Source organism: Pantanalinema sp. (assembly GCA_036704125.1).
GTDB lineage: Bacteria > Cyanobacteriota > Sericytochromatia > S15B-MN24 > UBA4093 > JAGIBK01.
The window spans coordinates 77,473-102,516 of record DATNQI010000096.1 but is presented as its reverse complement, the minus strand read 5'-3'; the positions used below and the strand labels follow the sequence as shown (position 1 = coordinate 102,516).

Below are 25,044 nucleotides of genomic sequence, written 5' to 3'. Positions count from 1 at the left end.
GGGCCGGGATCGAGGCGACGATCGCTTAGGCGCGCAGGTCCTCGATGGAGAGAAGCTCGATCTCGAAGACCAAGGGCGAGCCGGGCGGGATGATCCCCGCCCGGCGGTCCCCGTAGGCGAGATCCGGCGGGATCCGCACCAGGCGCTTCTCGCCCACCCTCATGCGCGAGACGATCGCGTCCCAGCCCTTGATCACGTCGCCGCGACCGAGCCAGAACGCGAAAGGACGGCCGCGATCGCGCGAGCTGTCGAATTTCCTGCCGCTCTCGAGCCAGCCCACGTAATGGACGACGACCCGATCGCCCTGGTTCGCGATCGGGCCGTCGCCGGGGGTGAGGACCTTGGACGTGAGGCCGAGGCCCTCCGAGAGCAGGTCCGACAGATCGAGCGGCGTGACGCGCCGGCTGCGGACGAGCCAGAACGTGAAAGCGAGCGCGATGGCGGCGAAGAGAACGGGCAGGGCAAAGACGTCGTACTTCATTCGGTCCTCGAGCAAGGGAGCCATGGGTCTCGGCATTGGTCGCTCGATCTTACGGGATCCTCTCCCTTTCCGGAACATGCCAGGTGCTCATGCCCCCGGGTGGAACTGCTGGGTCTCGGTTGAGGCGCCCAGCGCCCCGGTGGAGGCCTGCCCGCACGAGAGGATCGACAGCACCTGGTCGAAGTAGCCGGTGCCCACCTCGCGCTGGTGGCGCGTGGCGGTGTAGCCGTCCTTCTCGGCGGCGAACTCCTTGTCCTGCAGCCGCACGTAGGCGCTCATCCCCTCGTTCTGGTACTGGGTGGCCAGATCGAAGGTGTGGTAGTTGATGAGGTGCCAGCCCGCCAGGGTGATGAACTGGAACTTGTAGCCCATGGCCGCGAGTTCCTGCTGGAAGGAGGCGATCTGCGCGTCGTCCAGGTTGCGCCGCCAGTTGAAGGAGGGCGAGCAGTTGTAGGCCAGGATCTTGCCCGGATGGCGATCGTGGATGGCCTCGGCGAAGCAGCGCGCCTCGCTCAGGTCGGGGCGGCTCGTCTCGAACCACAGCACGTCCGCGTAGGGGGCGTAGCTGAGGGCCCGCGCGATCGCGGCCTCGAGGCCGTCCTTGACTACGAAGAAGCCCTCGGGGGTGCGCTCGCCGGTGATGAAGCCGCGATCGCTCGCGTCCACGTCGCTGGTCAAGAGGGTGGCGCTCAGGGCGTCGGTGCGCGCGATGAGGACCGTGCTCACCCCCAGCACGTCGGCGGCGAGCCGGGCGGCCGTCAGGGTGCGAATGAACTGGCTGGTCGGCACCAGCACCTTGCCGCCCAGGTGGCCGCACTTCTTCTCGGAGGCGAGCTGGTCCTCGAAGTGAACCCCGCCCGCGCCGGCCTCGATCATCGCCTTCATCAGCTCGAAGGCGTGGAGCGGCCCGCCGAAGCCCGCCTCGGCGTCCGCGACGATCGGGGCGTACCAGTCCACCCCCGTGTCCCCCTCGACCCGGGTGATCTGGTCGGCGCGCATCAGGGCGTTGTTGAGGCGCTTGACCATGGCGGGCACCGAGTTGGAGGGATAGAGGCTCTGGTCGGGGTAGGACTGCATGGCGAGGTTGGCGTCGGCCGCCACCTGCCAGCCGCTCATGTAGATGGCCTTCAGGCCCGCCTTCACCATCTGGACCGCCTGCGCCCCGGTCAGGGCGCCGAAGGTGTTGACGTGCCCCGGGGCGACCAGCAAGTTCCAGAGCTTCTCGGCCGCGCGCTCCCCCAGGGTGTGGGCGACGGGGATGGAGGGCCGCAGCTTCAGGACGTCTTCGGCGGAGTAGTCGCGGCGGATTCCCGACCAGCGCGCGTCGCGCTCCCAGGCCCGCCCGAGGCGCGCGGCCTCTTTCGCCAAGGCGTCACTCATCATCATGCCTCTTCCTTTCCTTTGTCATCCAACGGGGGAACGAACCCACGGGGTGATGGTACGGCGCGCGAACGGCCGTTCAGGGGGTGAGGAGCGGGTAGGCGCCAAGGGTGAGGAACTCCTCGAAGGCGTCGCTCAGCACCAGGTGATCGAGCAGGGCAGCGGCCTCGCTCAGGGGGCCGCCGATCGTCTGCCGCAGGCGGGAAAGCACTTCGTCGCGGACCCTCGCGTAGAGGGCGGCGTCGAACAGGGTGCCGTCATCGAGAACGACGCCCATGAGGCGCCACTGCCAGAGCTGGGCACGCGCGATCTCGGCGGTGGCCGCGTCCTCCATCAGGTCGTGGATGGCGACCGCGCCGTTGCCCTGGAGCCAGGCGCTCAGGTAGTGAATGGCCACCTCGACGTTGGTTCGTACCCCCTGCAAGGTGACCAAGCCCGCCCCCTGCCGGACGTCGAGGAGCTGCTCCGCGCTCACCCCCCCGCTCGGCGAGACCGAGAGCTGGTGGGGGCGATCCGCGAGCACGCCGTCGAACACCGCGCGGGCGACCGGGACCAGATCGGGGTGGGCCACCCATGTGCCGTCGAAGCCGTCGCGGACCTCGCGCTCCTTGTCCTCCTGGACCCTCTGAAGCGCGCGCGCGTTGACGGCGGGGTCCCTGCGGCTCGGGATGTAGGCCGACATGCCGCCGATGGCGTGGGCCCCGCGCCGGTGGCAGGCAGCGACCAGGTGCCGGGCGTAAGCCCGCATGAAGGGGGCCTCCATGGTCAGCTGCGACCGGTCCGGCAGGAGGAAGGCGTCCTTGCGCCCCAGCTTCTTGATGATGCTGAAGAGGTAGTCCCAGCGGCCGGCGTTGAGGGCCGTCGCATGGCCGCGCAGCTCGTAGAGGATCTCGTCCATCTCGAAGGCCGCGAGGATCGTCTCGATCAAGACGGTGGCGCGGATGGTGCCGCGCGAAAGGCCGAGCGCGTCCTCGGCGAAGTCGAAGACGTGGTTCCAGAGGCGCGCCTCGAGGTGGCTTTCGAGCTTGGGGAGGTAGAAGTAGGGGCCGCTCCCTCGCTCGCGCAGGGCCTGGGCGTTGTGGAAGAGGTAGAGCCCGAAGTCGAAGAAACTCGCTGCGATCGGCCGCTGGTCGATCAGGACGTGCTTCTCGACCATGTGCCAGCCGCGCGGGCGCACCATCAGGGTCGCAGGCCGATCGACCAGGCGGTATTGCCTGCCGCCCGGCGCCTCGTGCCGGATGGTGCGCCGCACCGCGTCCATGAGGTTGAGCTGGCCCTGGACCACGTTGTCCCACGTGGGGGAGAGGGAATCCTCCAGGTCCGCCATGAAGACCTTTGCCCCGGAGTTGAGGGCGTTGATCATCATCTTGCGCTCGGCGGGCCCGGTGATCTCGACCCGGCGATCCAGAAGGTCCCGCGGCGCCCGTGAAACGGTCCAGGCCTCCTGGCGGATGGCCTCGGTCTCGTCCAGGAAGGCGGGCAACTTGCCCGCATCGAGGTCGAGCGCTCGCTCTGAGCGCAGGCGCAGCAGGGTCTGGCGGTCGCCCTCGAAGCGCTCGGCGAGGCGCGCCACGAAGCGCAGCGCAGCCGGGGTGAGGATGCGCTCGTAACCGGGCTTGAGGGCCCCTTCCACCACCAGGGGGTGCAAATTGATCACGCCGTGCCTCCTCGCCTCCTCGCAAGGCGCCACGGTCGAGCGACGCATCCAATCCGTTCGATGCGCGCCACCCGGCGCCGAAAACCAGGGTTCGGGCATCGTATCAAGGCCGTGGACCGGGGGGATTGTGCACTTCTGCCGAACTTCAAAGCGAAAAAGCGACCCGGCATCGTCGGTATCGTTCGCTTGCACGGTTGCACGCCGACGCATGTCGGCCTACCATGGCACCCGTGTTTCAGCGACCGAGGAGGTTCCGAATGTCAGGCCCCGATCCGTCCTACTGGGAAACGTCCTACCTGGAAAAGCGGACCCCCTGGGACCTCGGCGGCCCGACGCCGGTCTTCGCTCGCCTGATCTCGGAGGCTGCGGTGCCGGCCGGAAGGCTCTTGATCCCGGGTGCCGGCCGGGGCCACGACGCCATCGCCTTCGCCCGGGCCGGCTTCTCGGTCACGACGGTGGACGTCTCGCCCACGGCCTGCGCCGAGCTGCGCGCCGAGGCCGAGGCGGCCGGCGTCGCGATCGAGGTCCTCACGGCCGACTTCTTCACCTTTTCGCCCGACGCGCCCTTCGACGCCGTGCTGGAATACACCTTCTTCTGCGCCATCGACCCTGCCATGCGCCCGGCCTACCGCGACCGGATGGAGCGGCTGATCCGGCCCGGCGGCTTGCTGTTCGGGCTGTTCTTCCCGCTCGACAGGCAGGAAGAGGATGGCCCGCCCTTCCCGGTGAGGCTCGACGAGGTCGAAGCCCTCTTCGGCGCGGCCTTCACCTTGGAGCGATCCGAGCTGCCATTCGATTCCATCAAGCCCCGCGCGCTCAACGAGCGCCTCATGCTCTGGAGGCGCAGGTGACAGGGCCGAGCGCCCCGGGTATGATCGGCCAGAGGAGCCTTTCATGACCTTCATCGACCGCACCGACTTGATCACGACCTCGCCGCGCACCGAACTGAAGCGCATCGCCCTGTACCTGCAGGGGGATTTCGCCGACATCACGGTGCAGGGCGAGCACGAGCGCTGGATCGTCGTGCTTTACAAGAACGGGGCCTTCGAGTCGAAGGCCCACGCATGGTGGCAGGTATCGACGCGCGAGGAAGCCATCGCGCTCGCCCGGCAACTCGAGCGCTGCCTTCAGGCGGTCGCCGCCTTCGACGACAGCCTCGCCTTCCTGCCGGAGGCCGTCCGCGCGACGGGCGTCCTGGTCGCGGATCTCTCCGGCCTTAATTGAGCATCTCGGACATGGCCCTTCGGGTCGCGGCGCGCTAGCGTCGGCGAGTGATCCCTTCGCCGCGCAGCGCGCGGGCGCGAAAGGGGGAGCCGCATGGATGGCGCGGCGCCGATCGACGGCTTCGAGGTTCTCCCGCATCCGGCCGACATCGGCCTTCGCTTCTGGGGAGGCACGCTCGCCGACGCCCTGTGCGCGGCGGCGCGGGGGCTCACCTTCCTGCTGAGCGGGCCGGGCGAGCTGCCGGCGTCGTTCGAGCTGCAGGTCTCGGTGACGGGCGAGGACCGGCTGGATCTCCTGTACGCATGGCTGAGCGAGATCCTTTACCGCTTCGACGCCGACGCGACCCTGGTGGTCGGCTGCGAGGTAATTTCCGCGAACGATCGCTTTGTTTCGGCCCGGCTGCGCTGCGCCGTTTTCGACCCTGCCGGCATGAGCGTTCCCTACTACGTCAAAGCCGTGACCTTTCACCAGATGGCCCTGGAACCGGGCCCGGGAGGTTGGGATGGACGGGTCTACTTCGACATCTAGCGCAGCCAGCGCCCTGGAGCGCATCGATGCCTATTGCTGGCGGCTGCCGAAGCGCTTTCGCACCGACATGCGCGTCGAGGCCAGGGTGTTCGCGAGCGATGCCCTGCTCGCCGGCCTGCACGACGACCTGTCGCTGGAGCAGTGCGCCAACGTCGCGACCCTTCCAGGCATCCAGGTCGCCTCGCTGGCCATGCCGGACATCCACCAGGGCTACGGCTTTCCCATCGGCGGGGTCGCCGCCATGGACCTCGACGAGGGGGTCGTCTCGCCCGGCGGGGTGGGCTTCGACATCAACTGCGGCGTGCGCCTGCTCGCGACCACCCTGTCCGAGAGGGAGGTGCGGCCCCACCTGGAGGCGCTGATCCGCTCGCTGGCCGAGCGGGTCCCCTCGGGAGCGGGCAGGCAGGGCGAGCTGCACCTCTCGCCGGCAGATCTCGAAAGGGTCCTGCGCGAGGGAATGGGCTGGACCCTCGCGCAAGGCCTCGCCCTCCCGGCGGACCTCGTTCACTGCGAGGAGGGCGGCTACCTGCCCCAGGCCGAGCCCGGCCAGGTGAGCGAGCAGGCCAAGCAGCGGGGGAAGGGCCAGCTCGGGACGCTCGGGGCAGGCAACCACTTCCTCGAGCTCCAGTGGGTCGAAGAGGTGCTCGACGAGGCGGCCGCCGAGGCGTTCGGCCTCAGGCGGGATCAGGTGCTCGTGATGATCCACTGCGGCTCGCGCGGGCTCGGGCACCAGGTCGCGACGGACCACATCCGGAAGATGGGGCCCGCCATGCGGCGCGCGGGCATCTCGCTGGTCGACCGGCAGCTGGCGTGCGCCCCCATCGCCTCGCCCGAGGGCAGGGCCTACCTCGGTGCCATGGCGGCCGCCTGCAACTTCGCCTGGGCCAACCGGCAGGTGATCGTCCACCGCGTCCGCGAGGTCTTCTCGCGCCTCTTCCCCGAGGCGCGGCTCGATCAGGTCTACGACGTGGCCCACAACATCGCCAAGCTGGAGACCCACCGGATCGAGGGGGCGGAGCGACGGGTGCTGGTGCACCGCAAGGGGGCGACCCGTGCCTTCCCCCCCGGGCACCCCGCCCTGACCGGGGCCCACCTCGCGGTTGGCCAGCCCGTCTTCATCCCGGGGGACATGGGGCGCCACTCCTACGTCCTGGCGGGGCTTTCGGGTTCGATGGATCGCAGCTTCGGCAGCTGCTGCCACGGCGCGGGCCGGGTCATGAGCCGCACGGCCGCGCGCAGCCGGCAGAACTTCTACCAGGTCGAGGCCGACCTGGCGGCCCGCGGCGTGATCGCCCGGGCGGCGTCGCGCTCGGGCATCACCGAGGAGGCCCCCGACGTCTACAAGGACGTGAGCGAGGTCGTGCGGGTGGTGGAGGGGGCAGGCCTCGCCAAGCGCGTCGCGCGCCTGCGCCCCATGGGGGTGGTGAAAGGCTGAGCATCCTGTGGCATGCTAGAGGCATGACCAAGCACATCGAACACGACGCCGCACTCAGCCGAGCCATCGCCGCGGAGCTTTCGATCCCGCCCGGCCAGACCGAGAGGACGATCGCCCTTATGGACGAGGGCAACACCATCCCGTTCCTCGCGCGCTACCGCAAGGAGGCGACCGGCGGCCTCGACGAGACCCAGCTGCGCTCCCTGCAGGAGGCCCTCGCCCGGCGTCGCGCCCTCGAGGAGCGGCGCGCGGCGATCATCGCCTCGCTCTCGGAGCAGGGGGTGCTGAGCGACGCGCTGCGAAGCAAGGTCGAGGCGGCCGACAAGCTCACGGCCCTCGAGGACCTGTACCTGCCCTATCGCCCCAAGCGCAGGACCCGGGCCATGATGGCGCGCGAGCGGGGCCTTGGCCCTCTTGCCGACCTCATGAAGCGCCCCGGGGCCGAGCCGCCCCTCTCGGCGGCTCGCCGCTTCGTTTCGCCCGACAAGGACGTCGCAAGCCCCGAGGACGCCCTCTCGGGCGCGCGGGACATCCTCGCGGAGGAGGCCGCCGAGGACGCGGACATCCGGGGCCGCGCCCGGCGCGTGGCGCTCGCGGACGCCCTGCTCACGGCCAAGAAGGCCCCCAAGGCCGAGGACCCTCAAGGCAAGTACTCCCAGTACTACGCCTTCAGCGAGAGTCTGCCGCGATTACAGCCGCACCGCGTGCTCGCATGCGATCGCGGCGAGGCCGAAGGCGTCCTCAAGGTCAACGTAGAGCTGCCCGACGCGCGGATCCTGGGCTTTCTGCACGAGCACTTCGGCGTGCGAGCCGAGGCATGGCGCGCCGAGGTCGAGGCCGCCCTGGCGGACGGCTACAAGCGCCTGCTCGCTCCGGCCCTGGAGCGCGACCTGCGCGCCGCGCTCACCGAGAAGGCCCAGGCCCACGCCATCACCGTGTTCGCGGCCAACCTCAAATCCCTCCTGCTCCAGCCGCCCCTGCGCGGCCGGGTGGTGCTCGGGATCGACCCGGGCTACCGCACCGGCTGCAAGGTGGTGGTCGTGGACCCCACGGGCACCCCGCTCATGCCGGGCTTCGCCATCTATCCCCACGAGCCCCAGCGCCAGCGGCAAGAGGCGATCGCCACCCTTCGCACCCTGGTGTCGAGGCACGGCGTGAACGTCGTGGCCATCGGCAACGGCACCGCCAGCCGGGAGACCGAGCAGGTGGTGGCCGAGGCCATCAGGGGCACCGACGCGCGCTACCTGCTGGTCTCGGAGGCGGGCGCGAGCGTCTATTCCGCCTCCGAGGTGGCCCGCGAGGAGTTCCCCGAGCTGGACGCGACCCAGCGCGGCACCATCTCCATCGCCAGGCGCCTGCAGGACCCGCTCGCCGAGCTGGTCAAGATCGACCCTCAGGCCATCGGGGTGGGGCTCTACCAGCACGACCTGGACCAGAAGGCGCTCGGCTCCGCGCTTTCAGGGGTGGTCGAGGACGCGGTCAACCACGTCGGCGTCGACCTCAACACCGCCTCGGCGGCCCTCTTGACCCACGTGGCGGGCCTCAACAAGAAGGTCGCCGCCGCCATCGTCAAGCAGCGGCAGACCACCGGCGCTTTTCGCCGCCGGGCGGACCTCAAGAAGGTCAAGGGCCTCGGCGATCGCACCTTCGAGCAGTGCGCGGGCTTCCTGAGGATCCCGGGCGGGGCCGAGCCCCTCGACAACACCGCCATCCACCCCGAGTCCTACGCGGCGACCCGGCAGCTGCTCGAGCGGCTCGGCCTCTCGGCCAGCGACAAGGCGCTGGCCCCCCTGATCCAGGGGGTGCGGGCCGACGCCCCGCGCCTGGCCAGCGCGCTGGGAGTCGGCGAGCCCACCCTGCGCGACATCCTGGCCAATCTCGAGAAGCCCGGCCGCGACCCGCGCGAGGACCTTGCCCCGCCTCACCTGCGCCAGGACGTGCTGAAGGTGGAGGACCTCCAGCCCGGCATGCGCCTGATGGGCACGGTGCGCAACGTGGTGGACTTCGGGGCCTTCGTGGACATCGGCGTCAAGAACGACGGGCTGGTGCACGTCTCGGAACTCTCGGATCGCTTCGTGCGCAACCCCCTCGAGGTCGTCGGCGTCGGTGACGTGGTCGAGGTCGAGGTGCTCGAGGTGGACCGTCAGCGCGGCCGGGTCTCCTTGAGCCGCAAGCGCGTCCTGAACGGCAGGGCCACGTAGAAGGCGCTGCCCCTGCCCAGCTCGCTCTCGACCCAGATCCGCCCGCCGTGGGCCAGCACGATCTCGCGGCTGATGGGCAGCCCCATCCCGATCCCCCCATGCCCGCCATCGTCGGTCTGGACCTGGTGGAAGGGATCGAACACGCGGTAGAGGTCCTCGCCGGGAATGCCGCGCCCTCGATCCCGGACGGCGAAGCGGATCTCCTCGCCGTCCTCGGTGGCCTCCAGGCTCACCTGCGCGCCTGCCGGCGAGAACTTGATGGCATTGCTCAGCAGGTTGACGAGCACCTGCATGATCCGCTCGGCAGAGGCCTCGAAGCGCAACGGGGGCGCCGTGATCGAGAAGGAGAGCCCTGCTTGCTCGGCGAGCCCCTCGAGGTAGGCGGCGGCTTCTTCCATGAGGGCCACGGCGTCGCACTCCTCGGCCACGAAGGGAATCGCGCCCGCCTCCAGGCCTTCCAGCAGGAGCACGTCGTGCGCCAGGCGCACGAGGCGCTCGGCGTTGCGCTCGGCGATGCTCAGCATGCGCCGGCCCTTCTGCGAGCCCGGCTCGCAGCACCCCGCCGAGAGCAGGTGAAGCGCGTTCTGGATGGCGAAGAGCGGCGTTCGAATCTCGTGACTCAGGGCCGTCACGAACGCGCTCTTCTGACGCTCCAGCGCCTTGCGGTCGCTGATGTCCCGGGCGATGCCGCTCACCCCGGCGATCGCGCCCTCCTGGTCCCGGTACGGGAACTTGAGGACCGAGAAACTCCGCATGCCCAGCGCGCATTCCATCACGATGTCATACACCACCGGCTGCCCTGTCTCCAGGATCCACGCATTGGTTTCGATGGCGCGATCCATGGCATGCGGCGGCAGGGAGTACCCCGAGCGTTGCCCCAGAATCGCCTCGATCGGCTGGCCAAGCGCCGCGGCGTAGGCAGGATTGACGTTGATGTAGCGAAAATCGCGGTCCAGGATGAAGATCAGGTCCGTGGTGTGGTCGTACATGGCCCGGATCTCGGCCTCGCGCATTCGAAGCTCGTGCTCGGCGCGCCGGGCCTTGTAGCGCGCCTCGACTCCGGCGGCGACCACCGGCAGCAGAGCTTCTATCAGCGGGGTGTCCTCGAACGGGGACGCCCCAAAGACCATCATGACCCCGTACACCTCCGCGCTCGCGTCCCGCAGCGGGATGAGAATACACCCCTCCACCCCGTCCAGGAGGGGCCGGGCCCCGGGGAAGAGCGAGGGCAGCCCCTGGCGCCAGGTGCGCTGACCCTTTGAGCAGAAGGTCTCGACCGGGGTGCCCGCCACCGCGAACTCCAGCTCGGGCAGGAACGCGCCGCGCCAGTAGCGCGAGACCGTCCTCATGCGCGTGCGCCCCTTGTCGGCGAACTCCGCGATCACCACCCCGTCCAGCGCGAGAGTCTGGGCCATGAACGCTGCCTGCATCCCGAGGTGATCGCCCTTCTGGTCGGAGGCCAGGCCCTGCTGGAAGGACCTCAGCGCCTGCTCGGCGCGAGCGAGGAGCCTTTCTTTGCGCCACTTGCGCAAGGCCAGGATCGCAAGGCCCACCAGGTCGTCCAGGGCCTCGCGATCGCCGTTCGAGAACGATCGAGGTTCTTGAGCCAGGGCGCACAGAAAGCCGATCCGGCCACCGTCGTCGTCGAGAAGGGGATAAGCCACGACCATGCGCACACCGAGCGCCGCGACCGCCTCGGAACGCTGGAACCGGGGGTCGGCCACGGCATCTGGCACCAGCAGCGGCGCATCCTGCTGCGCAGCGATGGTCAAGAAGTCGAAGAGCGCAGCGAGACTCGCCTCGCCCGCGCCGTCGCCCGCGATGACGCAAGGGGACGCGGGATCCCCGACGCAGAAGTAGGCCCAGCCCCCCCCAAGAAGGCGCGACACGGTGCGCGCGACGCGCGCGAGGTTCTGCCGCTGCTCCTGCGGGGGCAGGCCACAGCTCACCCCTGGACGCTCATCCTGGCTGGCTTCGAAGGCAACGGCCATCAGCGGCGAATTCCCGACTGGCAAGCGACCAATACTATCGACTGCGGATATGAACACAACCTCATCGAAGACTTACTCAAGAATACAGCCCCGTTCGCGCCATAAGGGATCGCAAGTGGTATGATCCGGTTTATATTTCCCAATATTGCTCCTTTTAATGCCATCGACCGACTCATTAACATTTGTTTCGCCCCTTCAATGCGTGTTTTGCACGGAAGCGAGCAGTTGCGTTCCCCAATGCCCGAAACCATGCCCTGCATCCTGCTGATCGACGATCAGGAAGAGTTGCTCGAAACCCTCGCCGAGTGGCTCCGGTACAGCGGCTACCGCACCGAGATAGCCCCCGACGCCGGGCGCGCGCTGGATCTGATTCGCCGCGTGCGCGTCGACGTGGCGGTGACCGATCTTCAATTGCCGGGGGTCAACGGCCTCGAGTTGCTGGGGCTTCTCAAGTCCCACGATCCGACCCTCGAGGTCATCTTCCTGACGGGACGCGGCACCATGCAGGACGCCATCGAGGCCCTGCGCGAAGGCCGGGCTTTCGACTTCCTCCAGAAGCCCCTGCGTGACCTTGGCAACCTGAACGAAGCCATCGACAGGGCCTTCGCCCACAAGCGTTCCAGGGCTCACCCGCGCCAGACCGGGCCGCTGTCGGTGCCCTCGCACGTCGAGCCCCTGAGCTGTCGCGAGGTCGAGATCATCGCCCTGCTCGCCCAAGGCATCGACAACCGCGAGATCGCCGAGCGCCTCGTCCTGAGCGAGAAGACGGTGAAGAACCACCTGACGCGAATCTACGAGAAGCTCAAGGTCTCCAACCGGACCCAGGCGGTCATCCTTTGCCAGCAGTACGGGATCATCTGAGGTGCCGCAGCGCCAGGCGCTCAAAAAAAGAGTTAACGACCCCCTGTACGAATCCCAAAATCGTGCTAATATGGATTTAACAGAGTCATTCTCTGGGCCTTGGTTTAGTCGTCGTCGCTCCCCTTGACTGGAGGATCTACAGATGGAAACTACCGCTACGCTGCCCACCGGCCTCACCGTCAACAAGGCTATCGCCATGTGGCAGGCCAGCAACCCCAACGCGGCCGTTTCCTCGGAGGCCTATCGCCCCGACTACGCCCTCTTCGGTGCCGGCGAGCTCCACGGGATGACCGACACTCGCTACCGCCGCCCCCGGGCTCCCAAGGTCAAGGCTTAATGACCCGGCCCGACACGCCCTTCAGCCCCGAGCCCAACGTCAACCGCGACATCTGGCTCGTCGTGCTCGGGACCGTCGCGCTCTCGACGATCATCGCCATCGTCATGAGCTACGCCCCCTAACCGGCCAATCACTCTCGAAGCGCGCCAGGCAATTGCCTGGCGCGCTTCGCTGTCGACGGGTTCAAGCAGAAGGGACGGCGGTAAGCCGCCGTCCCTTCTGCTTGAACCCGTGTTCCGTTTAGACCGGGACCGCACCACGCAGGCCGAGCCCCGGCAGCAGGGGCTGCTCGGGCGCGACCCGCATGGCCTCGATCATGTCGAGGATGTAGCCGAAGTCGTGGTAGGAGTTCACGAAGTCCAGGTCGTCGGCGGGCAGGATCAGCTTGGGGCAGAGGTCGAACGCCTGAATCCAGTCCTCGTACAGCACGTTGAGCTGCTCCAGGTACTCCCTCGGGATGCTGGCCTCGTAGTCCCGGCCACGCTTGGCGATCCGGCGCAGCAGCGTCGGCACCGAGGCCTGGAGGTAGATCAGCAGGTCGGGCGGGGGGCACGACGGGATGATGCCGTCGTAGATCCGCAGGTAGGTGTTGAAGTCCCGGTCGTTCATCAGGCCCGTCTGGAAGGCGTTCTTCGCGAAGATCGCGGCATCCTCGAAGATCGAGCGATCCAGGATCGCCGGCCGGCCGCTGGTGACCACGCGGCGGTAAGTCTCGATGCGGGTCGAGAGGAAGTAGACCTGCAGGTGGAAGCTCCACTGCCGCATGTCGCCGTAGAAGTCGTCGAGGTAGGGGTTGTCGTCGACCGACTCGTACCACGGCACGTAGTTGAGCTTGTCGGCGAGCCACTTGGACAGCGAGGACTTGCCGCAGCCGATGTTCCCCGCGATCACGATGACCTTGGGCTTGGATTCGACCTGCATGGGGGACCCTCTCGAAGCGAATGACGGCATGGGACGGACGGCTCCCATGATAACACCGAGCGAGGGTAAGCCGCCGCTAAGGTTTGAAACGATTCAAGAATCCGCCATGACGACCTTGAGGGCCCGAGGGCACATCTCGACCGTCAAGGGCAAGACGCCGCGCAGGTCTCCGTCGAGCTGGTAGGGCACGGGCCGCGCCGAGCGGATCTCGATCTGGCGGCAGGGGTGCGTCTCGATGCGGGAGAAGCGGGTGGGTACCCGCAAGAGCACCCGGATGAGGCCGAAGATCACGTGGTACCAGGACCGGGTGCGGAACACGCAGAGGTCGAAGTAGCCGTCGCGCACATCCGCATGCTCGGCGACCGAGGCGTTGGATCGCCCGTACAGGCGGGTATTGGCCACCACCAGCATGTAGACCAGGCGGCGCAGGCGCTTGCCCCCGTCGATCCGGATGGTCATCCGGGTGGCGCGGTGGCTGACGAAAGCCTGGATCCCCGCGAGGGTGTAGGCCATCTGACCCGCCAGGCGCTTGAGCTGGGGCCACATGGAGATGACGGTCACCGCGTCGTAGCCGATGCCCACCATCAAGGCGAAGTAGCGCCCATTTGCGCGCCCCACGTCGATGGCCAGCGCGGCGCCGTGGAAGGCGACCCGGGCGGCCGCCTGAAAGTCCGCGGGCAGCGAGAGCTCGTTGGCGAGGATGTTGCTGGTGCCGGCCGGGATGATCCCGAGCTCGACGTCGGTGTTGGCCAGGCCCTGGAGGGCCTCGTTGATCGAGCCGTCGCCGCCCGCCACCACGACGCGGCGCGCCCCCAGGGCGATCGCCTCGCGCACGAGGGCCTCGATGTGGCCCTCGCCCTCACTCATGAACAGGCGGGGCTCCCAGCCGCTCTCTCTTGCCAGCCCCTCCAGCCACTCCCATTCGGCCCCGCGGGTGCGCGTGGGGCCGGAGACGGGGTTCAGGACGATCGCGAGAAGCGGGGCGGCATGCATATCTGGAATTGTACCGGAAGCGAGGATGCCGGGCCTCCAATACTAAGGATTGTGAAGCCAAAAATGGCGAAAAACCGCTTGCTAGGCTGAAGCGGGGTGCTAAACTACAAGAGCGCCCGAGAAAGCGAGGCATGTTCGACCCGCCATGAAGGTCTTCCCCCCTCTCGACCACTTCAAGACGACGGCCCGCCAGGCCGAGCGTCACGTGCTCTACGCCGAGATCAGCGCCGACTTGGAGACCCCCGTCTCGGCCTACCTGAAGGTGGCGAGCACGCGGACCCCGGCGTTCCTGCTGGAGAGCGTCGAGCAGGGCGATCGCCTCGGCCGCTACTCCTACCTCGGGTGCGATCCGGAGGAGGTCCTGCGCTTCGGCCCCGAGACCGACCCGTACCATGCCCTCAAGCTCCTCATGCGCTCCTCTCGGCTGGCCGCTGCTCCGGACCTCCCCCCCTTCGCGGGCGGGGCCGTCGGATTCTGGGGTTTCGAGACCGTGCGCCACCTGGAGCCTGCCGTCGGCGAAGCACCGCCGGATGACCTGGGTCTGCCCGAGGCCGCCTTCATGCTCACCCGGACCCTCCTGGCCTTCGACCATGCCAGACGGACCATCCGGATCATGACGCACGTCCGGCCCGGCGACGCGCCCGAGACCGCTTACCACGAAGGCTGCGAGCGGATCCACGCGTGGATCGAGCGCCTGCGCGCGCCGCTCTCGGCCGAGCCCCTCTCGCTCGACCATCGTGCCGAGCCCCTCGCCTTCACCTCGACTATGACGCGCGACGCGTTCTGCGCGATGGTCGAGCGCGCCAAGGAGCACATCCTGGCCGGCGACGTCTTCCAGCTGGTGGGTTCTCAGCGCCTGAGCGCACCTTTTCCGGGCGAGCCCTTCGACCTCTACCGCACCCTGAGGACCGTCAACCCCAGCCCGTACATGTTTTTCGTCGACTGGGGCGACTTCCAGCTCGTCGGCTCGAGCCCCGAGGTCATGGTACGGCTGGACGGCCGCACCGCCACCGTCCGGCCCATCGCGGGGACGCGACGTCGGGGGGGGGCGAGCGACGAGGCCCTCGGCGAGGACCTCAAGGCCGACCCCAAGGAGCGATCCGAGCACGTCATGCTGGTCGATCTCGGCCGCAACGACCTGGGACGCGTCTGCAAGCCGGGCTCGGTCGAGGTGACCGACCTGATGACGCTCGAGCGCTTCAGTCACGTGCTGCACATGACCTCGACCGTGACGGGCGAGCTTGCTGACGGCCTCGACGGCCTCGACCTGCTCGCTGCCTGCTTCCCGGCGGGCACCGTCTCGGGGGCCCCCAAGATCCGGGCCATGCAACTCATCAACGAACTCGAACCGTTCAAGCGCGGCCCCTACGCGGGGGCCGTCGGCGTACTCGGGTACGACGGCTCGATCAACACCGGCATCACGATCCGCACCATGGTGGTGCGAGACGGCCGGGTTCACGTTCAGGCGGGGGCCGGCATCGTCGCCGATTCGATCCCGGAGAACGAGTACCAGGAAACGCTGAACAAGGCGCAGGCGCTGCTGCAGGCGCTGCAGCTCGCCCCGATCCCCTCACCATAAGGAGCCACACAGGTCCAATGTTTAGCCTCATCCCTCGCGAGGAGAGCTTCTTCGACCTCCTCGAGGCCTCGGCCAAGAACGTCATCGACACCGCGCGCCTGCTGCGCGACATGGTGGAGGACTACCGCAACCTCCCCGAACGCTTCCAGAAGATCCGCGACAGCGAACATGCGGGTGACCGGATCACCCATCAGATCATGGACAAGCTCAACCGGACCTTCATCACCCCCATCGACCGCGAGGACATCCACTCGCTGGCGTTCGCCCTCGACGACATCGTCGACTCGATCGAGCTGATCGCCGATCGCTTCCTGCTCTACAAGATCGAGAAGCCCACGGGCATGACCATCTCGCTGGTTCGCATCCTGGTGCGCTGCTGCGAGGAGATCCACTCCGCCATGGGCCTCTTGCGCACCCCCAAGCGGATCAAGGAGATCCTCGACCACACCATCGAGATCAACCGCCTCGAGAACGAGGGCGATCAGCTCTCGCGCGCGGCCCTCGAGCGCCTCTTCGATCAGCCGGGCGATACCCCGGCCGCGGTCCTGGACGTGATCAAGTGGAAGGAGCTCTACGACGTCCTGGAAGAAGCCATCGACTTCACCGAGGACGTGGCGGACCGCCTGCACGGAGTCGTGATCAAAAATGCCTGAGGTCACGATCGCGCTCCTGGTCCTGGTCATCTTCCTCGCGCTCGCCTTCGACTTCATCAACGGCTTCCACGACACCGCCAACGCCATCGCGGCGTCAGTCTCCACCGGCGTGCTCAGCCCGCGCCGCGCCATCCTCATGGCGGCGATCCTCAACTTCCTGGGGGCCGTCACCATCGGCACGGCGGTCGCCAAGACCATCGGCAAGGGCATCATCGATCCGGTCTACGTGACCCAGCCCCTGGTGGTGGCCGCCCTGTTGGCCGCCATCTTCTGGAACCTGGTGACCTGGTACTGGGGCCTTCCCTCCAGCTCGTCCCACGCGCTGATCGGCGGCATCGTGGGCGCCGGCATCGCGGGCCACGGCTTCGGATCCATCCACTGGCTCGGGCCCAAGAGCTTCTCCAACATCGTCCAGAGCCTGGTCATCTCGCCGGTCATGGGCTTCGGCATCGCCTTCGCGCTGCTGGTCGGGCTGTACTGGATCTTCCGGCGGTTCCTGCCGCACCAGGTCCGCGACACCTTCCGGGTGGGGCAGATCTTCGCCGCGGCGTTCATCAGCTTCAGTCACGGCTCCAACGACGCCCAGAAGGCCATGGGCATCATCACCATGGCCATGATCTCGGCCGGCTTGCTCAAGGAGTTCACCGTGCCCACCTGGGTCATGGTGGCCTGCGCCACCGCCATGGGGATCGGCACCGCCTCGGGCGGCACCAAGATCATCAAGACCATGGGCACCAAGATCGTGAAGCTGACGCCCATCCAGGGCTTCGGTGCCGACATGACCTCGGCCTTCGTCATCACCCTCGCCTCGCACTTCGGCCTGCCCGTCAGCACCACCCACGTGGCGGCGGGCTCGATCATGGGCGTGGGGGCCACGCGCCGGTTCAGCGCGGTGCGCTGGGGGGTGGCCGGAAACATGGTCACGGCCTGGATCGTGACCATCCCCATCACCGCCACCCTCGCCTACATCTTCTACTGGTTCCTCATGTCGGTCCTGCACCTGCACTAGCTCGCGCGGCTTCGGCACGAGGGGGCGCGCCCGGTCGGGCGCGCCCCCTTTTGGTTCGGTGCGGACCTAACGCGATGATGAGGGGCCTTTGGTTACTTCCTCTAAGCCCCAGGCCATGCGCCTGCTCGATACCGACAAAGTTGCGCGGATTTCACGAGGAAAGGGCCGATGGATATTGCCAGGGGGCATGGGGTATGCTAAGCTCCCTTCATAAAACTTCATAAGCCTGGGTGCATTGGCTACAACCCCGCACAGCTCCGGCATTTCCGCAACCAGCCTTGTTGAACGACTCCAGCATCGCCGTCGCGCGGCCAACCGCGCTTACCCTCGGCATCGGAAAGGAGCGTGTCAACCATGGTTGGAAACAAGCCAGGACCGGCCAAGGGCGATCCCCGCATGGTCGAAGCGGGACGCCGCGGCGGTCAGACCGTCAAGGAAGAGCGCGGTCGCGAATTCTTCCAGCAGATCGGCAAGAAGGGCGGACAGGCCACCAAGGCCAAGTACGGCCCCGAGTTCTTCTCGAGCATCGGCCGCAAGGGCGGCGAGGCCGTCAAGAAAGAGCGAGGCGTCGAGTTCTACTCGAGCATCGGCCGCAAGGGCGGATCGACCTCGAGGGCAGGCCGGCGCAAGGTCGTCAAATAATCGGTCCAACGGAAGGCCGCCCCGAGTTCGGGGCGGCCTTCCGACCTCGGGGCGCTCTACCGGCCCGAGCGCCGAGATCCGAGGCCTCATCGGCTTTACAGGCACAGACGGCGCCGCCTATAATGCAGGTTGGGAGATTCGGCAAAGCTTGCCGACGTCGTGTGTAGGAGGGTCCAAATGGAACGTCGATCCGCTTCGGGGCTCGAGGTGCTTGGTAGCCTGGTGATTGGCGCCGTCGGGGGCTTCATGCTCGGCATGCTTTTCGCTCCCCAGTCCGGCAGCCGCACCCGCGAGCAGGTGGCCGAGAACCTGGGTGATCTCTCGCTTCGGGCCAACGAGCTCGCCGAGAACGTCGTGGGCAACACCGAGAGCCTTCTAAACACCACCCGCACCACCATCGAGGAGAAGCTCACCCTCCTCAGCGAGGCGGTCGAGGCCGGGCGCAAGGCCGCTGCCTACAAGCGCGAAGAGTTGATCGAGAACGACGGCCCCTCCCCCGAACAGGCTTAGACAGCCCAGGAGACTCCCATGAGCGCGAAGCGCAACCTCACGTTCTACGCCACCGCCCTGATCGGGACCGCCCTCGGCACCGCCGCGGGCCTCTTGCTCGCGCCAAAGTCGGGCGAGGACACCCGCAAGAAGCTCAAGCGGATGGCCGGCGAGATCAGCGAGCAGTTCCCCTCGATGGAGGACCTGCGCCTCAGGGGCCGCCAGGTCCTCAGGAACGCGCCCGATCTCATCGCTTCCAGGCGCAAGCGCCCGACCAACATCATCCAGCTCTACCGCGAGAAGGAAGACTAGAGCGTCTAACAAAAATATCCTTCAAGCCGCCCCCTGCGGCCCGGGGCGACAAATGCCTGGTTTTGTTGGATGCTCTCGCCCCGTTCCTCTTGAAGCCGCCCCGGGCCACGCTCGGGGCGGCTTCGTCGTGCTAGAATCGTAGGAAAAGTCTCCAGCCCACGTTTCGAGAAAGGGACATCGCCTTGTCACTCAGCGGTCACGAGATCCGGGCCAAGTACATCGAATTCTTCAAGCGCAAGGGCCACGCGCACCTGCCCAGCTCCTCGCTGGTGCCCAAGAACGACCCGACCGTCCTGCTGACCACGGCAGGCATGCTGCAGTTCAAGCCCATCTTCATGGGCGTCGAGGCCGCCCCCAACCCGCCCAAGGCGGTGACGGTGCAGAAGTGCTTCCGCACCACCGACCTGGACAACGTGGGGCGCACCGCACGGCACCACACCTTCTTCCAGATGCTCGGCAACTTCTCGTTCGGCGACTACTTCAAGGCCGAGGCGATCGCCTACGCCTGGGAGTTCCTCACCGTCGACCTCGCGCTCCCCAAGGACCGGCTCTGGGTCTCGGTGTTCGAGACCGACGACGAGGCGCTCGCCATCTGGCGCGACACGATCGGCGTGCCCGCCGATCGCATCGTGCGCATGGGCGAGGAGGACAACTTCTGGGCGGCGGGCCCCACCGGCCCCTGCGGCCCGTGCTCGGAGATCTACTTCGACCAGGGCGTGAGCGCCGGCAACGGCAACCCGGATGCCATCCTCGGCGAGGACGACGACCGCTACCTCGAGATCTGGAACCTGGTCTTCATGCAGTACAACCGCGACGAAACCGGCACCCTGACTCCCCTGCCCGCCCAGAACATCGACACCGGCATGGGCCTCGAGCGCATCGCCTCGGTGATCCAGGGGGTGCCGACCAACTACGACACCGACCTGGTCAAGCCCATCATCCTCAAGGCGGCCGAGCTCGCAGGCGTCACCTACGGCGCCGACAAGGAGAAGGACGTCTCGCTCAAGGTCATCGCCGACCACATCCGCGGCGCGGTCTTCCTGATCGGCGACGGGGTCGTCCCCTCCAACGAGGGCCGCGGCTACGTCCTGCGCCGCATCATGCGCCGGGCCATCCGCCACGCCAAGCTGCTCGGCATGCAGCGCCCCTTCCTCGCGGAGCTCGGCGAGCTGATCATCTCGCACTACGCCTACTACCCCGAGCTGAGCGCCCAGAAGGAGTTCATCCTCCAAAGCCTCTCGGCCGAGGAGACCCGCTTCAGCCAGACCATCGACCGCGGCTCGCAGCTCTTGGCCAACGCCTTCGACACCTTCGGGGCCGACAACAAGGTCATCCCCGGCGAGACCGCCTTCGAGCTGTACGACACCTACGGCTTCCCGTTCGAGCTGACCGTCGAGCTCGCCGCCGAGAAGGGCTTCTCGGTCGACGAGACCGGCTTCCACGCGGCCATGGAGCTGCAGCGCGAGCGGGCCCGCAAGGCGCGCGAGGAGGCGGGCGTGACCTTCTCGGCCGTGGATCTCAAGACCAAGGAGGCCACCCCCTTCAAGGGCTACGCCTCCACCCAGGAGTCGGCCGAGGTCCGCGAGGTCTTCACCGACAAGAGCGGCCGCACCGGGGTGGTGCTCGACCATACCCCCTTCTACGCCGAATCGGGCGGCCAGGTGGGCGACCAGGGCGTGCTCGGCACGACCCGGGTCGTCGACACCCAGAAGATGGGCCCGACCATCGTTCACCTGCTCGAGGCGGGCAGCGAGGCGCCGTCGGTCGGCGATCGCGTCGAGGCCAAGGTGGATCTCGCCCTGCGCGAGGCGACCATGCGGCACCACACCGCGACCCACCTCCTGCACGCGGCCCTCAAGCAGGTGCTCGGCCCCCAGGTCAACCAGGCGGGCTCGCTTGTCGGCCCCGAGGAGCTTCGCTTCGACTTCACCTTCGCCCGGGCCATGACCCCCGAGGAGATCGCGAAGGTCGAGGATCTCGTCAACGCCGAGGTCTTCGCCAACCGCACGGTCGCCCACATCGAGATGAGCCTCGCCGACGCCCAGGCATCCGGGGCCATGGCGCTGTTCGGCGAGAAGTACGGCGAGACGGTCCGCGTCATCGACGTGCCCGGCTTCAGCAAGGAGCTGTGCGGCGGCACCCACGTGCGCGCCACCGGCACCATCGGCACCTTCAAGGTCGTGCGCGAGGAGGGGATCGCCGCGGGTATCCGCCGCGTCACCGCGGTGGCGGGCACCGCAGCCCTCGCCTACTTCCGGAGCCAGGCCGAGGCGATCGCCGCGGCCGGCACCCTGCTCAAGGCCTCGGCCGAGGATCTGCCCGAGCGCATCGAGAAGCTCCAGGACAGGGTCAAGGCCACCGAGGCCGAGGTCAGGGCCCTCAAGAGCCGCCTTGCGATCGCCCAGACCGAATCGCTCCTGGAAGGCGCGATCGCCGTGGGATCCTACCGCCTGATCGCCGCGGTGGTGCCCAACATGGCCCCCGACGCGATCAAGGGCGCGGTCGAGCACCTGCGCGACAAGCTCAAGTCGGGGGTGGTGGTCCTGGGCTCGGTCGAGGACGGCAAGCTCGCCATGGTGGCGGCGGCCTCGGACGACCTGGTCAAGGAAGGCGCCCATGCCGGCAAGCTCATCGGCTCCCTGATGGGCCTGGTGGGCGGCAAGGGGGGCGGCAAGCCCCAGATCGCCCAGGGCGGCGGCGGCGAGCCCGGCAAGCTGAACGAGGCGATCGCCCAGGTCAGCGCACTCGTCGCCCAGCAGATCCCGGTCAACGCGTAGGTCCTTTTTCGCGCCACGGCCCCCCTCCTGCGAGGGGGGCCGTTTGGCGTGGGTGATCTTTCGGATCGAAGAGGGTAGAAGGAGCTTATTGATTTCAAAATGATATATCGTTAACTGATAGATACACGAAGGAGGACTGCCGCCATGCGACGCATCGCCCTCTTGCTTGCCTGCTGCTTGCTCCTTTCCGGGTGCCTTCCGCCCGGCCTCCTCTTCCCCCGCACCGGCAACAGAAGCGCCCCCGGCGGCACCCCTGACCTGCTCGGACACGTTGGGGGCCCGGCTCCGGGGCTTCACGGCAGCGTGAGCTTCGCGACGCGCAGCGCGCAGGGAGCGCTCGAGGAGGTGGCCGTGGGGGCGACCGTCTCGCTGATCAACACCGGCAGCAACCAGACGGCCGTCACGGGCCTGACCGACACGCTCGGCAACTTCGCGCTCGCGATGCCCCGCGGCTTCAGGCCCGACCCGACGGCGGTCTATTACCTGGAGGCGGTGAAGGGCATCGGCGGCAACTTGCCAGGGAATCCCGCCGTTCGGATCCGGACGATCGCGAAGTATCGAAGCGGCGGCTGGGTCACGCTCAGCAGCAACTTGCCGAACGGCGGGATCCGGCTGAGCCCCGCCTCGACTGCGCTCGCCATCGGGGCGGCGCTGCTTCGAGATGCCGGGCGCACCCTCTCACTCGATGCGTTGCTCGGAAGCCTATCGGGGAGCGCCTATGCTCCGGTCGAGGGCCTCTCGGGCGCGGACTTCGAGAGCGTGAAGGGCATCGTCGCGGCGTGCCTCGCCGAGCGCCGGGATCCGCTCGCGAGCGTGGGCTTCAACACCGCGACCGGATCGTGGGAGCGCACCGGAGCCAGCATGCCCATGATCGTCTCCGCCATCGTTCCCCCGAGCGCCGATCCCGGCACCCAGGTGAGCTTCACGGGGCAGGGGTTCATCCCCGGGGACACTGCTGTCGCGCGCTTCAACGGCACCCCCCAGACCGCGAGCAGCCTGAGCGCCGTCGCCGCGGAGGTCACCGTCCCCGCCGGGGCCACCTCGGGCCAGACCACCCTCCAGATCGGCAGCGTGATAGCGCTCGGCCCCCTGTTCACGGTGCCCGTCAGGATCCAGGGGCTCTCGCGCCTGGAAGGGGATGCGGGCACCAGCTTGACGGTGAGCGGCACGGGCTTCGATCCCTCCACCCTGTCGCACAACGAGGTCTGGTTCGGCGGATCGCCCGGCACCGTCACCGAGGTGACTCCGACCCACCTCGTCGTCACCGTTCCGACCGACGCGCTCGCCGGGCCCCTCACAGTCTCGGTCCTGGGCAGCAGCGCCGAGAGCGAGGACACCTTCTACCCCACCCTTCGCCTCACGGGCTTCAGCCCCGCGAGTGGCGCCCCCGGCGAGACCGTCACCCTCGTCGGCACCGGCTTTCACACGGTCCCCGCCCAAAACCAGGTGAACTTCGGGGGGATCCCGGGGCTCAACGCGACCCCCCAGCCCGGCGGCCTCGCCGTCACCGTCCCACCGGGAGCCATGAGCGGGCCGATCGAGGTCATCGTCAATGGCACGCATGCCGCGAGCGACCTGAGCTTCACCCTCGCCGGCCAAGGGCCTCCCTTCGCGAACGCCCTCATCGAGACGATCGCGGGCACCAACCGGCTCGTGGGTGCCGTGCAGGCCAATAACTGGCCCCTCATGGGGAGCGACATCGCCATCTCCCCATCGGGCGCTCAGTACCTCGCCACGGTCCACGGGGTGGTCATGGTGACGCCCGATGGGGTAGCGACCATGCTGGTCAGCGCCGCGGAGCTGGACAATGGCATCCTGCGCCGCCTCGCCTGCGATGAACAGGGTCGACTCTACATCGGCACGATGAGCCGTATCTATCGATACGCCCCTGGCGAAGGGCTGAGCCATGTCGCGGGCAACGGCGGCGGGACCACTTCCGGTGACGGTGGATCGGCCCCCCTTGCGGGAATCTCCTACCTGAAGGGCCTGGCCGTCGATCACCTGGGAGACGTCTACTTCATCGACAACGCGAGGATCCGCAAGATCGACCCCAGCGGCCTCGTCGCCACCGTCGCAGGCCCGGGCAGCGGATATCTGGGGGACGGAGGTCCCGCGGACCAGGCGACGCTGTACGATCCCCGGGCGCTAGCCGTCGATCCTCAAGGAGCGATCTACGTCTCGGATTTCGCCAACCACCGGATCCGTCGCATCGACGCGAACGGGGTGATCACCACCGTCGCCGGCAACGGCATCGCCTCGAACGGCTGCGACGGGCCGGCAGGCAGCACCCCGGTGACCCCACTGGGACTGGCGCTCGGGCCAAACGGGGTGCTCTACTTCGCGGATTTCTGGTTCTCCGGCCAGCAGAACTACCGCCTGCGGACCCTCGATCTTTCGACCGGGATGATATCGAGCAGGGTCCAAAACGGCATGGCCTATCTGGATGCACGCGGCGTGGCCGGGGTGCTCTCGAACTTCTGTCCGGAACAGGTCGCGGTCTCCCCCGACGGGGGGGTCTTCGCCGTCGAGAGCATTCGCACGCTGAAGTGGGGACCTTCGACCGACGCCCTCAGGGTCGCCATCGGGAACGAGACGACCGACTTCGGCGGGGACGGCATTCAAGCCAAGCAGGCCCGGCTGTTTCACCCCGACGGGCTCGCCAAGGACGCCTCGGGCAATCTCTACGTCGCCGACAGCTACAACAACCGCGTGCGCAAGATCAGCCCGAGCGGCATCATCACCACCGTCGCCGGCAACGGCACGAGCGATGGCCCCGCCCACGACGGCATGCCCGCAATCGAGGCATCGCTCGGCCGCACGACGGACGTGGCCGTCGGCAGCCTCGGCCTCTACGTCGCCTGCGCCGACTCTCACCGGGTCTGGCGCGTGGATCCGGACGGCACGCTGAGGGCGGTCATCGGCAACGGGAACCCGGGCCAGGGCGGCGACGGAGGCCCGGCCGTCGATGCCCAGCTCGCGCGACCCGTCGCGCTCTGCCTGGATCCAGGCGGCACCCTCTTCGTCGCCGAGAGCGACGGCAGGCGGATCCGAAGGATCGGACCCGACCAGCGCGTCAGCACGATCGCCGGCAACGGCGACGCAGGCTACTACGGCGAAGGGGGCCTGGCCACCGCGACCGGGATCGGGACCCCTGCGGGCCTCGCCTGCGACGCCGAAGGGCGGCTGTACCTTTCGGACCAGCAGAACCACGCCATCCGCCGGATCGAAGCGGACGGCACGATCTGGACGGTCGCCGGGGGATTCGGATCGGGGTACGGCGGCGACGAAGGACCTGCCTATCAGGGACGGCTTGCCATGCCTGCCAAGCTCTCGTATGACGGCTCGACCCTCTACGTTGCGGACAGCGGCAATCACTGCATCCGAGCGATCGATTCGGCGGGCGTCATCCGGACCGTGGCGGGCCTCCCCGAGCAAGGTGGATTCGGCAACGACGGGGGGGCAGCGAGGGCGGCGATGCTCTGCGGACCCGGGGCGATCCTGGCGGATCCCGGCCAGGGGCGGCTGCTGGTGGCGGACTCGGAAAATAACCGGATCCGCGGCGTGCGCTGAGTCA

At 68.0% G+C, this 25,044-nt stretch carries 22 protein-coding genes; 16 read left to right on the top strand and 6 right to left on the bottom strand.

The window, feature by feature from the left end:
- Positions 1 to 25: 25 nt before the first annotated feature.
- From V6D00_15240 to aceB, 3 genes are all read right to left on the bottom strand, one after another.
- A complete protein-coding gene (locus V6D00_15240) occupies positions 26 to 517 on the bottom strand; it encodes an FKBP-type peptidyl-prolyl cis-trans isomerase (protein HEY9900530.1) in 492 nt (163 codons plus the stop codon).
- Between the two features lie 51 nt (positions 518 to 568).
- Positions 569 to 1,861, bottom strand: coding sequence for an isocitrate lyase (gene aceA / locus V6D00_15235; GenBank protein HEY9900529.1), 1,293 nt, complete (start codon positions 1,859 to 1,861; stop codon positions 569 to 571).
- Between the two features lie 79 nt (positions 1,862 to 1,940).
- Positions 1,941 to 3,518 (bottom strand): malate synthase A, encoded by a 1,578-nt coding sequence (aceB, locus tag V6D00_15230; GenBank protein HEY9900528.1) that lies wholly within the window; start codon positions 3,516 to 3,518, stop codon positions 1,941 to 1,943.
- 257 nt (positions 3,519 to 3,775) lie between these two features.
- On the opposite strand from aceB, the gene V6D00_15225 reads away from it, so the two are divergent.
- The 5 genes from V6D00_15225 (at position 3,776) to V6D00_15205 (ending at position 8,906) form a co-directional block, all read left to right on the top strand.
- Positions 3,776 to 4,369, top strand: coding sequence for a methyltransferase domain-containing protein (locus V6D00_15225; GenBank protein HEY9900527.1), 594 nt, complete (start codon positions 3,776 to 3,778; stop codon positions 4,367 to 4,369).
- Positions 4,370 to 4,412: 43 nt separating this feature from the next.
- Entirely contained in the window at positions 4,413 to 4,742 is a 330-nt protein-coding gene (locus tag V6D00_15220) for a hypothetical protein (protein HEY9900526.1), read from the top strand.
- 93 nt (positions 4,743 to 4,835) lie between these two features.
- Positions 4,836 to 5,270 carry an archease gene (locus V6D00_15215; GenBank protein ID HEY9900525.1) on the top strand — a complete coding sequence of 145 codons (435 nt, stop codon included), beginning with the start codon at positions 4,836 to 4,838 and terminating at the stop codon, positions 5,268 to 5,270.
- Positions 5,245 to 6,705, top strand: a complete 1,461-nt coding sequence (locus V6D00_15210) for an RtcB family protein (GenBank protein ID HEY9900524.1) — start codon at positions 5,245 to 5,247, stop codon at positions 6,703 to 6,705. Before V6D00_15215 ends, V6D00_15210 begins: the two co-directional genes overlap by 26 nt.
- Positions 6,706 to 6,728: 23 nt before the next feature.
- Positions 6,729 to 8,906, top strand: coding sequence for a Tex family protein (locus V6D00_15205; protein HEY9900523.1), 2,178 nt, complete (start codon positions 6,729 to 6,731; stop codon positions 8,904 to 8,906).
- Here V6D00_15205 and V6D00_15200 read toward each other — a convergent pair.
- On the bottom strand, positions 8,849 to 10,921 hold the full coding sequence (locus V6D00_15200) for an ATP-binding protein (GenBank protein HEY9900522.1): 2,073 nt from the start codon (positions 10,919 to 10,921) through the stop codon (positions 8,849 to 8,851). The genes V6D00_15205 and V6D00_15200 overlap by 58 nt on opposite strands.
- A gap of 225 nt (positions 10,922 to 11,146) precedes the next feature.
- Between V6D00_15200 and V6D00_15195 the strand changes: the two genes are divergently transcribed.
- The 3 genes from V6D00_15195 (at position 11,147) to V6D00_15185 (ending at position 12,217) form a co-directional block, all read left to right on the top strand.
- The gene (locus tag V6D00_15195; protein ID HEY9900521.1) at positions 11,147 to 11,758 is read left to right on the top strand and encodes a response regulator transcription factor; all 612 of its coding nucleotides are present in this window, start codon (positions 11,147 to 11,149) and stop codon (positions 11,756 to 11,758) included.
- Between the two features lie 142 nt (positions 11,759 to 11,900).
- Entirely contained in the window at positions 11,901 to 12,095 is a 195-nt protein-coding gene (locus tag V6D00_15190; GenBank protein HEY9900520.1) for a hypothetical protein, read from the top strand.
- Complete coding sequence (locus V6D00_15185) at positions 12,095 to 12,217, top strand: hypothetical protein (protein HEY9900519.1); 123 nt, start codon at positions 12,095 to 12,097, stop codon at positions 12,215 to 12,217. The genes V6D00_15190 and V6D00_15185 overlap by 1 nt, the downstream gene beginning before the upstream one ends.
- Before the next feature lie 118 nt (positions 12,218 to 12,335).
- On the opposite strand, the gene V6D00_15180 is transcribed toward V6D00_15185, so the two are convergent.
- Together V6D00_15180 and V6D00_15175 are read right to left on the bottom strand one after the other, a co-directional pair.
- Positions 12,336 to 13,016: a deoxynucleoside kinase gene (locus tag V6D00_15180; protein HEY9900518.1), complete on the bottom strand. Its 681-nt coding sequence runs from the start codon at positions 13,014 to 13,016 to the stop codon at positions 12,336 to 12,338.
- Positions 13,017 to 13,109: 93 nt separating this feature from the next.
- The gene (locus tag V6D00_15175; protein HEY9900517.1) at positions 13,110 to 14,009 is read right to left on the bottom strand and encodes a diacylglycerol kinase family protein; all 900 of its coding nucleotides are present in this window, start codon (positions 14,007 to 14,009) and stop codon (positions 13,110 to 13,112) included.
- Positions 14,010 to 14,154: 145 nt separating this feature from the next.
- Between V6D00_15175 and trpE the strand changes: the two genes are divergently transcribed.
- The 8 genes from trpE to V6D00_15135 all read left to right on the top strand — a co-directional run bounded on the left by trpE (position 14,155) and on the right by V6D00_15135 (position 25,040).
- Entirely contained in the window at positions 14,155 to 15,588 is a 1,434-nt protein-coding gene (trpE, locus tag V6D00_15170; protein HEY9900516.1) for an anthranilate synthase component I, read from the top strand.
- Between the two features lie 17 nt (positions 15,589 to 15,605).
- Positions 15,606 to 16,241: a DUF47 family protein gene (locus V6D00_15165; GenBank protein HEY9900515.1), complete on the top strand. Its 636-nt coding sequence runs from the start codon at positions 15,606 to 15,608 to the stop codon at positions 16,239 to 16,241.
- On the top strand, positions 16,234 to 17,250 hold the full coding sequence (locus tag V6D00_15160) for an inorganic phosphate transporter (GenBank protein HEY9900514.1): 1,017 nt from the start codon (positions 16,234 to 16,236) through the stop codon (positions 17,248 to 17,250). The genes V6D00_15165 and V6D00_15160 overlap by 8 nt, the downstream gene beginning before the upstream one ends.
- Before the next feature lie 354 nt (positions 17,251 to 17,604).
- Complete coding sequence (locus tag V6D00_15155) at positions 17,605 to 17,892, top strand: general stress protein (GenBank protein ID HEY9900513.1); 288 nt, start codon at positions 17,605 to 17,607, stop codon at positions 17,890 to 17,892.
- A gap of 177 nt (positions 17,893 to 18,069) precedes the next feature.
- On the top strand, positions 18,070 to 18,402 hold the full coding sequence (locus V6D00_15150; GenBank protein ID HEY9900512.1) for a YtxH domain-containing protein: 333 nt from the start codon (positions 18,070 to 18,072) through the stop codon (positions 18,400 to 18,402).
- A gap of 18 nt (positions 18,403 to 18,420) precedes the next feature.
- Positions 18,421 to 18,693 carry a YtxH domain-containing protein gene (locus V6D00_15145; protein ID HEY9900511.1) on the top strand — a complete coding sequence of 91 codons (273 nt, stop codon included), beginning with the start codon at positions 18,421 to 18,423 and terminating at the stop codon, positions 18,691 to 18,693.
- A gap of 182 nt (positions 18,694 to 18,875) precedes the next feature.
- Positions 18,876 to 21,470, top strand: a complete 2,595-nt coding sequence (gene alaS / locus V6D00_15140) for an alanine--tRNA ligase (GenBank protein HEY9900510.1) — start codon at positions 18,876 to 18,878, stop codon at positions 21,468 to 21,470.
- Positions 21,471 to 21,614: 144 nt separating this feature from the next.
- Entirely contained in the window at positions 21,615 to 25,040 is a 3,426-nt protein-coding gene (locus tag V6D00_15135) for an IPT/TIG domain-containing protein (GenBank protein HEY9900509.1), read from the top strand.
- Positions 25,041 to 25,044: the final 4 nt, after the last annotated feature.

Bases quoted from the DNA above. Each gene is read 5' to 3' on its own strand.
- V6D00_15240 (HEY9900530.1), bottom strand. From the start codon at position 517: ATGCCGAGACCCATGGCTCCCTTGCTCGAGGACCGAATGAAGTACGAC.
- aceA (HEY9900529.1), bottom strand. From the start codon at position 1,861: ATGAGTGACGCCTTGGCGAAAGAGGCCGCGCGCCTCGGGCGGGCCTGG.
- V6D00_15225 (HEY9900527.1), top strand. From the start codon at position 3,776: ATGTCAGGCCCCGATCCGTCCTACTGGGAAACGTCCTACCTGGAAAAG.
- V6D00_15220 (HEY9900526.1), top strand. From the start codon at position 4,413: ATGACCTTCATCGACCGCACCGACTTGATCACGACCTCGCCGCGCACC.
- V6D00_15215 (HEY9900525.1), top strand. From the start codon at position 4,836: ATGGATGGCGCGGCGCCGATCGACGGCTTCGAGGTTCTCCCGCATCCG.
- V6D00_15210 (HEY9900524.1), top strand. From the start codon at position 5,245: ATGGACGGGTCTACTTCGACATCTAGCGCAGCCAGCGCCCTGGAGCGC.
- V6D00_15205 (HEY9900523.1), top strand. From the start codon at position 6,729: ATGACCAAGCACATCGAACACGACGCCGCACTCAGCCGAGCCATCGCC.
- V6D00_15195 (HEY9900521.1), top strand. From the start codon at position 11,147: ATGCCCTGCATCCTGCTGATCGACGATCAGGAAGAGTTGCTCGAAACC.
- V6D00_15190 (HEY9900520.1), top strand. From the start codon at position 11,901: ATGGAAACTACCGCTACGCTGCCCACCGGCCTCACCGTCAACAAGGCT.
- V6D00_15185 (HEY9900519.1), top strand. From the start codon at position 12,095: ATGACCCGGCCCGACACGCCCTTCAGCCCCGAGCCCAACGTCAACCGC.
- V6D00_15180 (HEY9900518.1), bottom strand. From the start codon at position 13,016: ATGCAGGTCGAATCCAAGCCCAAGGTCATCGTGATCGCGGGGAACATC.
- V6D00_15175 (HEY9900517.1), bottom strand. From the start codon at position 14,009: ATGCATGCCGCCCCGCTTCTCGCGATCGTCCTGAACCCCGTCTCCGGC.
- trpE (HEY9900516.1), top strand. From the start codon at position 14,155: ATGAAGGTCTTCCCCCCTCTCGACCACTTCAAGACGACGGCCCGCCAG.
- V6D00_15165 (HEY9900515.1), top strand. From the start codon at position 15,606: ATGTTTAGCCTCATCCCTCGCGAGGAGAGCTTCTTCGACCTCCTCGAG.
- V6D00_15160 (HEY9900514.1), top strand. From the start codon at position 16,234: ATGCCTGAGGTCACGATCGCGCTCCTGGTCCTGGTCATCTTCCTCGCG.
- V6D00_15155 (HEY9900513.1), top strand. From the start codon at position 17,605: ATGGTTGGAAACAAGCCAGGACCGGCCAAGGGCGATCCCCGCATGGTC.
- V6D00_15150 (HEY9900512.1), top strand. From the start codon at position 18,070: ATGGAACGTCGATCCGCTTCGGGGCTCGAGGTGCTTGGTAGCCTGGTG.
- V6D00_15145 (HEY9900511.1), top strand. From the start codon at position 18,421: ATGAGCGCGAAGCGCAACCTCACGTTCTACGCCACCGCCCTGATCGGG.
- V6D00_15135 (HEY9900509.1), top strand. From the start codon at position 21,615: ATGCGACGCATCGCCCTCTTGCTTGCCTGCTGCTTGCTCCTTTCCGGG.